This window comes from Agromyces sp. MMS24-K17 (assembly GCF_043950245.1).
GTDB lineage: Bacteria > Actinomycetota > Actinomycetes > Actinomycetales > Microbacteriaceae > Agromyces.
The window spans coordinates 3,483,870-3,496,852 of the sequence record NZ_CP171640.1; the positions used below are offsets into that span (position 1 = coordinate 3,483,870).

Consider the following 12,983-nt stretch of genomic DNA (forward strand, 5'->3'; position numbering starts at 1 on the left):
TCCCATTCTACGAGCCGGTGCCCCCCGCGTCCGGGGCGAACGTTCAGGCGGGGCGGGTGACCGCGAGCACGTCGACGACGAGCACCGTGACGTTGTCGCGCCCGCCGTTGCCGAGCGCGGCCTCGACGAGGTCGTGCGCGGCCCGCTCGGGCTTCTGCCCGCCGACGAGGAAGTGCCGGATGCCGTAGGAGGTGAGCTCCTTCGTCAGCCCGTCCGAGCAGATGAGCAGCCGGGTCCCGGGTTCGACGGCGATCGCCCGGTAGTCGGGTACCGGCGCCTCGTGGAAGCCGACGGCGCGCGTGATGACGTTGGAGTGCGGATGGGTGTCGGCCTCGTCGCGCGTGATCTGCCCGGCGTCGACGAGCTCCTGCACGACGGAGTGGTCGACGGTGAGCTGCTCGAGCACGCCTCCGACCAGCCGGTACACCCGGGAGTCGCCGATGTTGAACACGAGCCAGGCCGGTTCGCCCGCGACCTCGCCGAGCGCGACCCCGGTCACCGTGGTGCCGCTGCCCTCGTCGGTGACGCCGACCACGCGGTCCATGTCCTGCACGGCCAGGCGCAGCGCGTCGTCGATCTCGGGGGTGCCGATCACGGGACGGCCGCCGTACTCCGCGAGCCGGGTGACGACGGCGGCGCTGGCGAAGTCGCCGGCGGCGTGGCCGCCCATCCCGTCGGCGACGGCGAAGACCGGTGCCTGGGCGACGTAGCTGTCCTCGTTGACCTCGCGGCGGTGGCCGGTGTCGGTGATCGCCGCCCAGGACATGGTGACGGTGGCGCCGTCGGGGAGCGTCACGCGATGCCGCACATTGCCGGAGCCGATCTGCGTCACGATGGGGCCTGTCTGTCGAGCACGTCGCGGGGGACGATCCGGGGCGGGAGGATCTCGACGATCGTATCGGCTCCGAGTCGGAGCCGGGTGCCGGGATTCACGACGACCGACTCGCCGGCCCGCATCCGGCGGACCACGCCGTCGCGTTCGATGACCGTCCCGTTCGTCGATCGGAGGTCGGTGGCCACGAGCCGCATGCCCTCGGCGCGCAGCTCGAGGTGCGACGCCGACACCGAGTCATCCGCCCCGGGCAGCACGACCAGCTCCTCGTCGGGGTCGCCCGCGCGGAGCCCGAGCGGGCGTCGCCCGAGCACCGTGCGCCATCGGATGTCCCGTGCGGGGCCGTCGTCGATGCGGAAGCGCATGACCGCCTCGCCGTGCGACCCGGCGGCCCGGTCGCCGTCGGGTTCCGTGACGAGGTGGTGGCCGACGAGCCGGGTGTCGACCTCCGCGTGCCGGTGTGCGGGGCCGGACGGCGCCTGCCACTCGACGCCGGTCGCCCGGTGCACGGCGGCGAGCGCGTCGACGCGTTCCCCGGAGCCGTCCGCGACGACCGCGTCGACGACGTGGATGCGGAGCGATTCGACGTCGCCGAACTCGGCGAGGTGCCACGGCCGGATGCCCTCGGCGGCGAACCGCCGCCGCGCGCCGGTCGTGTCGCCGGCGACCGTCAGGAGGACGACGGCGTCGCCACGGGCCACGACGGTGACCGGGCCCGCGGACGAGCCGTCGTCGGGCCACCAGGCCATCGCGACGTCGTCGCCCGGGCCGCCCGGCGCCGGTAGGCACGAGATGAGCCGCTCCAGGCTCGCGTCGGGGTCCGCCGCCGCCGCCGCGAGCGCCTCGAGCGACGGACCGGGCGCGGGGGCGCCGATCGCCGCGAGGAAGCGCCGGCCGACGACGACGTCCCACTCCGGGGCGCCGCCGCCCCGGGCGATCCGCACCGATCCATCGACCATCGGGCCAGTCTGGCACCGACGGGGCCGACGCGTCTCGTCGAGGCGGTCCGACCCCGTGAGAACTCGGGCTCGGTGCAGCGGTCGCCGCCGAATCCGTTGCATCCAGAGCCGGAATCGACGGATTCCCTTGCTCGAGGCCTGATCCGCTGTCAGAATCGAGTGCATGACCACGAATGGCCGCGGCCAGCAGCGCTCGACGCACCTCGACGACGTGTCGAAGGCGATCATCGAGCAGCTGCAGGCCGACGGGCGCCGGTCGTACTCCGAAATCGGCAAGGCGGTGGGCCTCTCCGAGGCGGCGGTGCGGCAGCGGGTGCAGAAGCTCACCGACTCGGGCGTGATGCAGATCGTCGCCGTGACCGACCCGATGCAGCTCGGCTTCACCCGCCAGGCGATGATCGGCATGCGGGTCGCCGGCGACACCCGGGAGATCGCGGCGCGGCTCGCCGAGATCCCCGAGATCGACTACGTGGTGCTGAGCGCCGGCAGCTTCGACCTGCTCGCCGAGGTGGTCTGCGAGGACGACGACCACCTGCTCGAGCTCCTGAACAGCCGCATCCGCGCGCTCGAGGGCATCCGCTCGACCGAGACGTTCGTGTACCTGAAGCTCCAGAAGCAGTTCTACAACTGGGGTACCCGCTGAGCGGGGCCCCGCGGAAGGAATCGCCATGACCGACCGGGTCACCGACAACGCGACGCTCCAGCAGATGGCCGACGACCACCTGTGGATGCACTTCGCACGCCAGTCCACGATGCACGAGTCGGGCGTGCCGATCATCACCCGCGGCGAGGGCCACCACATCTGGGACATCGAGGGTCGGCGCTACTTCGACGGCCTCTCGGGCCTGTTCGTCGTGAACGCCGGCCACGGCCGGAAGCGCCTGGCCGAGGTCGCCGCGAAGCAGGCGGCGGAGCTCGCCTTCTTCCCGATCTGGAGCTACGCGCACCCCTCGGCGATCGAGCTCGCCGACCGGCTCGCCGACTACGCGCCGGGCGACCTGAACCGGGTGTTCTTCTCCACCGGCGGCGGCGAGGCCGTCGAGACGGCGTTCAAGCTGGCGAAGTACTACTGGAAGCTGCAGGGCCGACCGACCAAGCACAAGGTCATCTCCCGCTCGGTCGCCTACCACGGCACCCCGCAGGGCGCGCTCGCGATCACGGGCATCCCGGCGATGAAGGAGATGTTCGAGCCGCTCACCCCGGGCGGCTTCCGCGTGCCGAACACGAACTTCTACCGTGCGGCCGACGTCGGCGCGCCCGCCGACGACCTCGAGGCGTTCGGCCGCTGGGCGGCGAACCGCATCGAGGAGATGATCCTGTTCGAGGGCCCCGAGACGGTCGCCGCGGTCTTCCTCGAGCCGGTGCAGAACTCGGGCGGATGCTTCCCGCCGCCGCCCGGCTACTTCCAGCGGGTGCGCGAGATCTGCGACCGGTACGACGTGCTGCTCGTCTCCGACGAGGTGATCTGCGCGTTCGGGCGGATCGGCCACATGTTCGCGTGCGACGCGTACGGCTACGTGCCCGACATGATCACCTGCGCGAAGGGCATGACCTCGGGCTACTCCCCCATCGGCGCGACGATCGTGTCCGACAAGGTGTACGAGCCGTTCTCGAAGGGCAATACCGCGTTCTACCACGGCTACACCTTCGGCGGGCACCCGGTCTCGGCGGCCGTCGCCCTGGAGAACCTCGACGTCTTCGAGGAGGAGGGCCTGAACGAGCGCGTGCGCGAGCACTCCCCGCTCTTCCGGGCCGAACTCGAGAAGCTGCTCGACCTGCCGATCGTCGGCGACGTCCGCGGCGACGGGTACTTCTTCGGCATCGAGCTCGTGAAGGACAAGTCCACCCGCGAGACCTTCGACGACGACGAGTCGGAGCGGCTGCTGCGCGGCTTCCTCTCGAAGGCGCTGTTCGACGCCGGGCTGTACTGCCGTGCCGACGACCGCGGCGACCCCGTGATCCAGCTCGCCCCGCCGCTGACCATCGGCCCGGCCGAGTTCTCCGAGATCGAGCAGACCCTCCGCTCGGTGCTCACCGAAGCCGCCGACAGGCTCTGAGGTGCGGCGGACGGGCGAACGCACGAGCGACACCACCCACCGACCCGCGCAGGGTGCGAGCTTCTGGCTCGACGACCTCGTCGAGTCCGGCCTCGACGCGCTGCAGCCGCGTCCGTCGCTGCACTCGGACGCCTGGTTCGACGTGTGCATCATCGGCGGCGGGCTGACGGGGCTGTGGACGGCGTACGGCCTCGCGAAGGCCGACCCCGGACTCCGGATCGCCGTGCTCGAGCGCGACATCGCCGGGTTCGGGGCCTCGGGCCGGAACGGCGGCTGGTGCTCGGCGCTGTTCCCGCGCACCGCGACGTCGCTCGAGCGGACCCACGGCCACGACGCCGCGGTCGCGATGCGTCGGGCGATGGTCGACACCGTGGCCGAGGTCGGGCGCACGACCGCCGAGCTCGGGATCGACTGCGACTTCGCGCTCGGCGGCACGGTGCTCTTCGCGCGTGACGACGTGCAGGCCGCCGCGGCGCTCGCGGACGTCGAGGAGGCGCGACGCTTCGGCGTCGATCCGCTCGAGCACCTCGACCGCCGGGCGGTCGCCGCGCGGTACGGCGCGACGGGGCTCGACGACGCGGGCCCGACGGCGGTGGTCGACCCGACGTGCGCGCGCGTGCATCCGGCCAAGCTGGTCCGCGGGCTGGCCGCGGTGGTCGAGTCGCTCGGGGTCGCCCTCTTCGAACGCACCGAGGTGGTCGACTTCGCCGCCGGGCACGTGCGGTTCCGCGCGCTCGACGGGAGCGAGGCATCCGGCGCGGTCTCGACCCGGCAGGTTGTCGTCGCGACCGAGGGGTACAGCGCCGGCCTGCCGCGAGCCCATCGCCGCCTGCTGCCGGTGTACTCGCTCATGATCGCGACCGAGCCGCTGCCCGCCGCCACGTGGGACGAGATCGGCATCCGGCACGGGCAGACCTTCGGCGATTACCGGCACCTCCTCGTCTACGGCCAGCGCACCGCCGACGACCGGATCGCGTTCGGCGGTCGCGGGGCCCGCTACCACTGGGGCAGCTCGCTGTCGTCCGGGCACGAGCGCGACCCGCGGGTGTTCGACCACCTCGCGGCGACGCTGCGCGACCTCTTCCCGGCGGTCGGCGACGCCCGGATCACGCATCGCTGGGGCGGCGCGCTCGGGGTCGCCCGCGACTGGCACGCCACGGTGAGCCACAACCCCCGCACGGGCGTGTCGTTCGCGGGCGGCTACGTGGGCGACGGCCTGTCGACGACGAACCTCGCCGGGCGGACGCTGACCGACCTCATCCTCGGCCGCTCCACCGAGCTCACCTCCCTGCCGTGGGTGAACCACCGCTCGCCGCTGTGGGAGCCCGAGCCGTTGCGCTTCGTCGGAGCGAACCTGGGGATCCTCGGCACCGGCCTGGCCGACCGCGAGGAGCGCCTGACCCGACGGCCGTCGCTCATCGCCCGGGCCATCGCCCCGTTCACCGGGCACTGAACCCGACTGCCGGTCACCACCGCGCCGTTGCGTCGTCCGCGCGCTCGAGCTCGTCGTGGAACGCCCACTCCGGCAGCGCGCCCGAGTCGAGGTAGGCGGTGAGCAGTGCGGTCATCGAGTGGCGGGGGTCGATCTCGCGTGCGCGACGCAGGAAGGCCGCTGCGACGGTGCCGTGGCCGAGCGTCCACGCGAGCCAGCCCGCCATGCAGGAGGCACCGGCGCCGGTCCCGTCCGGCGCGTGGGCGATCGCCGCGCGGAGCACGTCGAGCCCGCGATCGACCCGCGCGACGTCGGGCCGCACGCTCGAGTGCCCCAGCAGGAGGCGGGCGAACACCTCGCCGCCCATCGGTCCGCCGGCGCCCGACCACTCGCGCGCGACGAACGCATCGACCGATTCGCCCGCCTCGGCCGCCAGGTCGGCGGTGCACAGCGCGTCCTCGAGCGCCGATTCGCCGATCACCGCACCGAAGGCGACCTGGAGCATCATCGGATCCCGGTACACCGGGAGGTCCGCGAGGTGCAGCAGCCAGGCCAGTCGTTCCGGGGCGATCGACTCGGGGCGCTCCGCGAAGCCCGGTTCGATGAGTCGCTCGACGAGCACGACCGCATCGACCTCGTCGCCGAGGTCGTCGAGGAGCCGTTCCATCCGCTCGTCGACGCGCGGCCGGCCGAACGCGTCGCGCGCGCCCGCGGCCCCGATGGCGGCGAGCAGGCCCGCGACCTCCCGCGCCACGCGCGGGATCGCCTCCGGCAGCACCGCGCCGTCGTCGACCCGGCCGTTCGCGTCCGCGAGGTCCGCGTGCGCGCGGCGGACCGCGCTCCCCTCGATCAGCGCGAGCGGATGCCCCGCCGCCGGCGTCTCCGGATCGAGGATCGACCCCCACCCGTCGCGGGCGAGATGGAGGGCGTCGCGGACCAGGAAGCCGGCCGACTCGGCCCGATCCACGACGAGGTCGAGGAGCTTCCGGTCGCCGGCACCGCGGCGGCCGGCATACCCGGCGTCGGAGTACGCGATCGGCACGACCGCGTCGACGCCCCGCATCCGGCAGAGGGTGCCGACCACGGCCGCGACGAGCCCCTCCCGATCGGCGGCGCGGGCGGGCAGGTCGTGGCGGATGAGCCCCGCGGTGCGGTTGCCCCGGAACGCGACGCAGACGAGCGAGCGCTCGGGCACGTAGCCGGCGAGGACGGGGACGAGGGCGAGGAAGTCGTGCGCCGCCTCGGCGCGGATGATCGTGGTCATCCCCGCAGCGTGGCGGCGAGGCATCCGCACCGTGCGCAACGGAGGCGCAACCGTGTCGTACCCGCATCGATCGCGCTCCTGGGGAGGAGCCGTGCGAGCCCCGGCGGTCAGTCGGTCGCGAAGAGCTCCGAGATCTCGCGGACCTCGGCCTCGCCGGGTCGCCACGCCCCGCCGGCCGCGGCGTTCTCGACGACCTGCTCGGGGCGGGTGGCGCCGGCGATCACGCTCGACAGCGCCGGCTGGGCGAGCATCCACCCGAACGTGGCCTCCAGCATCGTGATGCCGCGCTCGGCGGCGAACGCGGCGTAGCGGTCGAGCACATCCCAGGGCGCCTGCTCGACGAGGTGCGGACGCTGGCGCATGAGCCTGGTGTCGGCCGGGTTCCCCTCGCGATGGAACTTCCCGGTCAACAGGCCGTTCTGGAGCGGGAAGAACGGGAGGAACCCGAGCCCGAACCGGCGCACCGCCGGCAGCACCTCCCGCTCGACGCCGCGTCGGAGCAGGCTGTACTCGTCCTGCGCCGACACGAACCGCTCGGCACCGAGCTCGCGCGCGACGAACTCGGCCTCGGCGACCTGCCAGGCCGGCAGGTTGGAGTGCCCGAGGTAGCGCACCTTGCCCGCCCGCACGAGCTCGTCGAGGGCGGCGATCGTCTCCTCGATCGGCGTGTTCGGGTCGGGGGTGTGCAGTTGGTAGAGGTCGATCCAGTCGGTCCGGAGCCGGCGGAGCGACCCCTCCACCGCGAGCCGGATGTACCGGCGCGCGCCGCGTGCACCCCAGGACGGGATCGGTGAGGGGATCGTGCTGTGGCCGAACTTCGTCGCGATGACCACCTCGTCGCGTCGGCCCTGGAGCGCGTTGCCGAGGAGCGTCTCGCTGAGCCCGTACTCCCTGCCGTAGACGTCGGCCGTGTCGATGAGGGTGATGCCCGCGTCGAGCGCCGCGGCGACCACCGCGTCGGTGCCCTCCTGCGTCTCGGTCAGCGTGCCCGCCCGACCGAAGTTGTTGCCGCCGAGGCCGACCGCGGAGACCCGCAGGCCGCTCGTGCCGAGGGACCGGTACTCGAGTTCGCTCACCCGGCCAGCCTAGGTGCGGGGCGAACGGATGTCCCGCTCCGGACGCCGTCCCGAGGCCGTCCGCTCCTCCCCCGACAGGGCCCTGCCGGGCCCGGTCCACATGTCCGAATCCCGCGAGCCGACGTCGGCGGGCCCGGTTACGCTCGGTGGCATGACCGAAGTGTTCCTCACCCGCCTCGACAGCCCGATCGGGCGGATCGAGCTCGTCGCCGACGCCGACGCGGTGACCTCGCTCTCCATCGAACGCGAGGGCGTCCTCCCCCACGACGAGCTCCCCGAGCACCGGAACGCCGTGCTCGAGGTCGCGCGCACGCAGCTCGCCGAGTACTTCGCCGGCACCCGCACCGAGTTCGACGTTCCCGTCCGCCTCGTCGGCACCCCGTTCCAGGAGGCGGTCTGGGCCGAGCTGTTGCGGCTCGGCTGGGGCGAGGCGATCTCCTACGGGGCGCTGGCGACCGCGGTCGGCCGACCGGGCTCGGCGCGCGCGATCGGCGGCGCGGTGGGCGCCAACCCCGTCCCGATCCTCGTGGGCTGCCACCGGGTGCTCGCCTCCGACGGCCGCATCACCGGGTACTCCGGCGGTGAGGGCATCCCGACGAAGCTCTGGCTGCTGGGCCACGAGCGCATCGGCTTCGCCGCGTGACGGCGGTGCTGCCGAGCGACGTCGTGCTCGGCGACGACGGCGTCGCCCGCTGCGCATGGAGCGCGAACGACGCCGAGTACCGGCGCTACCACGACGAGGAGTGGGGCACGCCGCTCCGCGACCCCGTACGCCTCTTCGAGAAGGTCTGCCTCGAGGGGTTCCAGGCCGGGCTGTCGTGGATCACCATCCTGCGCCGACGCCCCGCGTTCCGCGAGGCGTTCCACGGCTTCGATCCCGCGCTCGTCGCCGCGATGGGCGAAGCGGACGTGGAGCGACTGCTCGGGGATGCACGGATCATCCGGCATCGGGGCAAGATCGAGGCGACCATCGCGAATGCCCGCGCGACCCTCGCCCTCGATGTTCCGCTCGACGAGCTGCTGTGGTCGTTCGCGCCGCCGCCCCGACCATCCGCCCCCGCCTCCTTCGCCGAGGTACCGGCCGTCACCGACGAGTCGACGGCGATCAGCCGCGAACTGCGCAGGCGCGGGTTCCGCTTCGTCGGCCCGACGACGATGTACGCGCTCATGCAGTCGGCGGGCATGGTCGACGACCACGTCGCCGGATGCTTCCGCGCGCGATGAGCCGGCGGGTCGCGTGACCCGTCAGACGACGAGATCAAGCTCGCCGGGGCTCCCCGGTTCGAGGCGGACCCCCTCCCCCACCGCCCATCGCAGCAGCGAGTCGACGTCGGGGTGATCGATGCCCGCCTCGACGAGCCTCCGTACGAGCGCGCCCTTGCCGGCCTTGTTGAAGTGGTTGAGCGCCTGTCTGCGGCCGTCGGCGCCCTCGCTGACCACCCGCACGCTCACCGCGTCGGGGCGGGCCGGGAGCGGTCCGAGCGCCGCGTAGCCCTTCGACCGGAGATCCAGGAGGAGCCCTCCGTGCGCAGCCAGCGCCGTCCGTGCCGGCTCCGGCCACAGGTCCTTGAGCCGGACCTCCGGCAGGCGCGAGTCGTACGAGAGCCGGTACGCGGGGATCGGATCGAGCGCGCCCACGAGTCCGAAGAGCGCCGAGCCGATCGCGACGTGGTCGCCGGCCCATGCCCGGGCCGCCGGATCGAGCGTGTCGGCGCCCAGCGCGTCGTACAGCACGCCGTCGTACCGGTCGATCGCGGGCAGCACCGGCGAGGTCGTGAGCACGCGGTTCCGCAGGACCTCGGTCGCCTGCCTCGGACCGAGCTTCAGGGCCGCGACCGCGGCGTCCAGGTCCTTCGCGAGTCCGCGGGTCGCCGCCAGCGCCGTCCGGCGGGGTCGAGTCAGTTCGGGGAACCGAAGGCCGCCGAGTTCGAGCCGCGTGCCGTCGTGGCCGCCCTCGCGCTTGGTCTCGGACGGCGGCAGCAGGATCAGCACCGCGCCAGCCTACGTCAGGGGGCACCCCTCGATGGACCGTCGCGGCGACCGCGGGCGAGCGTGACGACGAGCGCACCCACCGCGAGCAGGGCGGCTGCCGTCGCCGCCCAGGCCGCGATCAGCGAACCGGTCGATGCGAGGCCGCCGCCGCCACCGGGCACGTCGTCGGCAGTGAAGTCGAGTCGTCCGACGATCGAGCCGGCCTCGCCGTTGCCGGCCTCGCCCGCGAGCACGGCCGTCACCGACACCGAGACCTCGCCGGCTGAGAACGGAACCCCCGTCTCGGCCACCGGGTCGACGCACGTGCCCGCGGCATCGCACACCTCGACCGCGAGATCGACGAGCTCCATCACCCCCTCGCGCTCGAGCCAGGCGAACGAGGCCAGCGTCGCCTCGCGTTCGAGGGTGAACTCCCCCTGCTCGGTCATCGGGACCCCGGGCGACAAGCCCGTGAACTGCAACGCGAAGACCGGCGTCGGCGCGGCGCGTGCCGGAGCGCCGGGCCCGAGCGCGACGGCTGCACCGAGCGCGAGCACCGCGGCGGCCCCGAGCAGTCCGCCTGCGCTCGCCGGCACGCGTCGTCCGGTCATACCGTGTCCCCCCGCGCCGCCAGGTGCCGTGCCGGAGGATGTCGCGGCACCAACGACAGGCTGATGAGCGCGAGCACCGCGATCGCGAGCGGGATCGCCACGTTCGGCCGAGCGAGCGCGAGCACGACGTCGCCCGCACCCGGGAGCGTGACGATCGGCCGCCAGGCCATGGCATCCGCTGCGAGGCGGTACGGCGCGGGGTCGACCACGGCGTTGGCGTCGCCCTTCAACTCGAGCAGCACCTCCGCTCCCACCCGTGAGGTCGCGACCACGCGGTGGGTGACGAGCCGATCGGTGACCTCGTTGTGCAGCGAGGCCACGTCGCCGACGACGAGCTCGGTCGCCGGCGTCGGGATGGCGACGAGCAGGTCGCCGCGCCGGATCTCGGGCTCCATCGACCCCGACACGACGACGAGCGGCTGCACCCAACCGGCCAGGTGCCCCACCCAGACCAGTCCGGACAGCACGCCGACGCCGGCGACGACCCACAGGAGGATCTCGCCCGCCAACCGCGTTCCGGCTGTCAGCGCTCGCACGTCCCCGTGCCTTCCACGCGCCTGCTCGCCCGGCCCGCCGGCCTCCTCGGCCGCGCGATCAGCTCGACGTTCCGGTGACGTCGAACTCGATGGTGCCCGACTGCCCCATGGCCGCCGCCGGGAACGTCGCCGTCGTCGTGATGTTCACGGTGCCGTTGATGGGCGACGCGCAGCTGGGATCGGACGGCACCGCCGTGCCGACCGTCGGTGCGGTCACCGTGACCGTGATCTCCGCGCCGGCGGTCGTGAACAGATCGCCGCCGAGCACCGGCGTCGAGACGGCCGTGATCGTCCCCGCCGCGGTCCCGGCGTTGCAGAGCTGGAAGGGGACGTCGATCGACTCGCCCGGCGACAGCGCCCCGAGATCCGCTGAGGTCAAGGTGATCGGCGTCACGTCGCTGCCGACGTCCAGCCAGGTGCCGGACGTGCCGGATCGGCCCTGCAGGTCGAAGCTCGACGCCGTGGCGGTGGCGTTGAAGAAGACCTGGTCGGTCCAGGCGGCCGTCGTGATGGCCGCACCGATCCCGGCGATCGCGACCCCGGCCAGGGCGAGCCGCAGCACCGTGCGGCGACGCACCCTGCGCGTCCCCGTGATTGCTCGTGTTCCGGTCATTTCGGATTCCCCCTCTGTTTCGTACTCGTGGAGTGGTGGTTCAGTAGGCGCACGACCCGATGGTCACGTTCGCGTAGCTCGCGACGGTGCGGCCCGCGACCGAGTAGCCCTGCAGGGTCACCTCGTAGTCGGTGCCGGTCGCGCCGAACGCCGCCTCCGGGACGCCCGGCGCCCCGCCGTCCCAGTGCACGTACGTGAGCCACTGGTCGTACTCGGCCTGCGTGATCGTCTGGGCGGCGAGGTGCTCGTCGAGGAGCGTCTTCCAGTTGAAGGCGAGTGTGAACCCGACGTAGAACGGGGAATGCCCCTGCACCGCGCCCGACACGCACGGCGTGGAGCCGTTCCGCACGAGGGTGAGCGGCGAGAGCTGGGTGTACGTCGTCGGCCCGGGCGGCTGCCACGCCGGCTCCGGCGTGTTCACGAAGCACACCCGCGCGGTGTACGCGACCGTCGCCGACGCGTACTGCGTGGGCAGCACCGGGGTCATGAGGTAGTCGCCGGACGTCGCGTAATCGGCCGCCGGGGTGAACTCGTAGGGCTGGCCGTCGCCGAAGAACGTCCCCTGGAGCCCGGTGAACGGGGCCCGGTTGTCGAACGGGGGCATCGCGGTGTGCAGGACGACCTGCCAGGCCACCGGCGTCGCCGAGGTCGTGTTGATGACGATCGTGAAGCAGCCGTTGGTGGGCGTCGGGTTCGGCGTCGAACCCGATCCGGACCACGCCGGCGGCGGGAACGTGGTCCCGGCGCCGGGTACGACCGGCTCGCCCAGAGGCGGAGGCGGCTCGGCCACGGCGGTGATGGCCATCTTCGAGCCGCCGCGATCGATCCAGGCGGCGACGGTCGACTGGACGGTCGAGCCCAGGGCGACGCCGGCGATCGCCGCGAGCGCGGCGACCAGGAGCAGGCGAGCCGTGCGCCGCCGCCTCATCTCGACATCACCTCGATGCGGATGACGATGGTGCTCGTCGCGCCGTAGACGCCGGAGAAGTCGTCGACGGTGGTGAAGTGGATGACGCCCTCGACGTCGTTCGCGGGGTCCTCGACCTCGGGCGGCTCGCAGGACCCCGCCGGGATCACGGTCCCGATGTCGATCCCGTCGACCTCGATCGAGCCGGCGACGACGAGCGACCGCGTCGACACCCCGTTGGCATCGACGGTGACCTCCTCGAAGGTCGCTCCCGTGATCATCCCGTCGAGGGTCCCGGCATTGCAGAGGAAGACATCGCCGAAGTACGCGTGGCTCGGCAGCACGCCGCTGATGGGCGGGATCTGGATCTCGAAGCCCGGCAGGTAGGTGTCCGGGTCGCCCGGGAGGCCGATGTCCTCCCATGGCGCGGTCGATCCGCCGGGCGGGAGGCCCTCCTCATTCGAGGCGAACCGGGCCTGGATGTCGAAGGTTCCCGTGCTCGCGACCGCCGAGGTGAAGCCCACCGGATCGACCCAGGCCGCACTCGTCACCCCGACGGCGGTTCCGAGCAGGAACACGCCGCCCACGACGAGAGCGCCGATGCCACTCGCGCTCGGTCGTGAGGTCCCCCGACCCCCGGCCATTCGATCCCCCAGAGACGAACGAGTATCCCGTGCAGTCTCTCACAGGGGCGTCGAGGGGCGATCCTCCCGAACGGCGTACGG

At 72.9% G+C, this 12,983-nt stretch carries 15 protein-coding genes; 5 read left to right on the plus strand and 10 right to left on the minus strand.

Going from position 1 to position 12,983, the window contains the following annotated elements:
• Window positions 1-43 precede the first annotated feature (43 nt).
• Entirely contained in the window at window positions 44-832 is a 789-nt protein-coding gene (locus ACGGZK_RS15995) for a PP2C family protein-serine/threonine phosphatase (RefSeq protein ID WP_395243613.1), read from the minus strand.
• Window positions 829-1,791: an FHA domain-containing protein gene (locus ACGGZK_RS16000; RefSeq protein WP_395243614.1), complete on the minus strand. Its 963-nt coding sequence runs from the start codon at window positions 1,789-1,791 to the stop codon at window positions 829-831. Before ACGGZK_RS16000 ends, ACGGZK_RS15995 begins: the two co-directional genes overlap by 4 nt.
• A 163-nt stretch (window positions 1,792-1,954) precedes the next feature.
• Between ACGGZK_RS16000 and ACGGZK_RS16005 the strand changes: the two genes are divergently transcribed.
• The 3 genes from ACGGZK_RS16005 to ACGGZK_RS16015 are packed head-to-tail and all read left to right on the plus strand — an operon-like array spanning window position 1,955 to window position 5,301.
• Complete coding sequence (locus ACGGZK_RS16005) at window positions 1,955-2,434, plus strand: Lrp/AsnC family transcriptional regulator (RefSeq protein WP_395243615.1); 480 nt, start codon at window positions 1,955-1,957, stop codon at window positions 2,432-2,434.
• 25 nt (window positions 2,435-2,459) lie between these two features.
• Window positions 2,460-3,848, plus strand: coding sequence for an aspartate aminotransferase family protein (locus ACGGZK_RS16010; protein ID WP_395243616.1), 1,389 nt, complete (start codon window positions 2,460-2,462; stop codon window positions 3,846-3,848).
• Window position 3,849: 1 nt separating this feature from the next.
• Window positions 3,850-5,301, plus strand: a complete 1,452-nt coding sequence (locus ACGGZK_RS16015; RefSeq protein ID WP_395243617.1) for an NAD(P)/FAD-dependent oxidoreductase — start codon at window positions 3,850-3,852, stop codon at window positions 5,299-5,301.
• A gap of 13 nt (window positions 5,302-5,314) precedes the next feature.
• On the opposite strand, the gene ACGGZK_RS16020 is transcribed toward ACGGZK_RS16015, so the two are convergent.
• Together ACGGZK_RS16020 and ACGGZK_RS16025 are read right to left on the minus strand one after the other, a co-directional pair.
• Entirely contained in the window at window positions 5,315-6,544 is a 1,230-nt protein-coding gene (locus tag ACGGZK_RS16020; RefSeq protein ID WP_395243618.1) for a DUF4192 family protein, read from the minus strand.
• 107 nt (window positions 6,545-6,651) lie between these two features.
• Complete coding sequence (locus tag ACGGZK_RS16025) at window positions 6,652-7,620, minus strand: aldo/keto reductase (RefSeq protein ID WP_395243619.1); 969 nt, start codon at window positions 7,618-7,620, stop codon at window positions 6,652-6,654.
• A 151-nt stretch (window positions 7,621-7,771) separates the two neighbouring features.
• On the opposite strand from ACGGZK_RS16025, the gene ACGGZK_RS16030 reads away from it, so the two are divergent.
• Both ACGGZK_RS16030 and ACGGZK_RS16035 read left to right on the plus strand, forming a co-directional pair.
• Window positions 7,772-8,263: a methylated-DNA--[protein]-cysteine S-methyltransferase gene (locus ACGGZK_RS16030; RefSeq protein ID WP_395243620.1), complete on the plus strand. Its 492-nt coding sequence runs from the start codon at window positions 7,772-7,774 to the stop codon at window positions 8,261-8,263.
• Between the two features lie 5 nt (window positions 8,264-8,268).
• Window positions 8,269-8,844 (plus strand): DNA-3-methyladenine glycosylase I, encoded by a 576-nt coding sequence (locus ACGGZK_RS16035; RefSeq protein WP_395246112.1) that lies wholly within the window; start codon window positions 8,269-8,271, stop codon window positions 8,842-8,844.
• A gap of 21 nt (window positions 8,845-8,865) precedes the next feature.
• Here the strand turns inward: ACGGZK_RS16035 and ACGGZK_RS16040 are convergent, their stop codons facing one another.
• The 6 genes from ACGGZK_RS16040 to ACGGZK_RS16065 form a co-directional block, all read right to left on the minus strand.
• The gene (locus ACGGZK_RS16040) at window positions 8,866-9,612 is read right to left on the minus strand and encodes a YaaA family protein (protein WP_395243621.1); all 747 of its coding nucleotides are present in this window, start codon (window positions 9,610-9,612) and stop codon (window positions 8,866-8,868) included.
• 14 nt (window positions 9,613-9,626) lie between these two features.
• Complete coding sequence (locus ACGGZK_RS16045; RefSeq protein WP_395243622.1) at window positions 9,627-10,202, minus strand: hypothetical protein; 576 nt, start codon at window positions 10,200-10,202, stop codon at window positions 9,627-9,629.
• Complete coding sequence (locus tag ACGGZK_RS16050; protein ID WP_395243623.1) at window positions 10,199-10,738, minus strand: signal peptidase I; 540 nt, start codon at window positions 10,736-10,738, stop codon at window positions 10,199-10,201. Before ACGGZK_RS16050 ends, ACGGZK_RS16045 begins: the two co-directional genes overlap by 4 nt.
• A gap of 58 nt (window positions 10,739-10,796) precedes the next feature.
• The gene (locus tag ACGGZK_RS16055; protein WP_395243624.1) at window positions 10,797-11,315 is read right to left on the minus strand and encodes a hypothetical protein; all 519 of its coding nucleotides are present in this window, start codon (window positions 11,313-11,315) and stop codon (window positions 10,797-10,799) included.
• 76 nt (window positions 11,316-11,391) lie between these two features.
• A complete protein-coding gene (locus ACGGZK_RS16060) occupies window positions 11,392-12,279 on the minus strand; it encodes a hypothetical protein (RefSeq protein ID WP_395243625.1) in 888 nt (295 codons plus the stop codon).
• Window positions 12,276-12,845, minus strand: a complete 570-nt coding sequence (locus ACGGZK_RS16065) for a hypothetical protein (RefSeq protein WP_395243626.1) — start codon at window positions 12,843-12,845, stop codon at window positions 12,276-12,278. Before ACGGZK_RS16065 ends, ACGGZK_RS16060 begins: the two co-directional genes overlap by 4 nt.
• Window positions 12,846-12,983: the final 138 nt, after the last annotated feature.

Excerpts from the sequence above, each read along its gene's own strand:
- ACGGZK_RS16000 (WP_395243614.1), bottom strand. The coding sequence starts at position 1,791 with ATGGTCGATGGATCGGTGCGGATCGCCCGGGGCGGCGGCGCCCCGGAG.
- ACGGZK_RS16005 (WP_395243615.1), top strand. The coding sequence starts at position 1,955 with ATGACCACGAATGGCCGCGGCCAGCAGCGCTCGACGCACCTCGACGAC.
- ACGGZK_RS16010 (WP_395243616.1), top strand. The coding sequence starts at position 2,460 with ATGACCGACCGGGTCACCGACAACGCGACGCTCCAGCAGATGGCCGAC.
- ACGGZK_RS16020 (WP_395243618.1), bottom strand. The coding sequence starts at position 6,544 with ATGACCACGATCATCCGCGCCGAGGCGGCGCACGACTTCCTCGCCCTC.
- ACGGZK_RS16030 (WP_395243620.1), top strand. The coding sequence starts at position 7,772 with ATGACCGAAGTGTTCCTCACCCGCCTCGACAGCCCGATCGGGCGGATC.
- ACGGZK_RS16045 (WP_395243622.1), bottom strand. The coding sequence starts at position 10,202 with ATGACCGGACGACGCGTGCCGGCGAGCGCAGGCGGACTGCTCGGGGCC.
- ACGGZK_RS16060 (WP_395243625.1), bottom strand. The coding sequence starts at position 12,279 with ATGAGGCGGCGGCGCACGGCTCGCCTGCTCCTGGTCGCCGCGCTCGCG.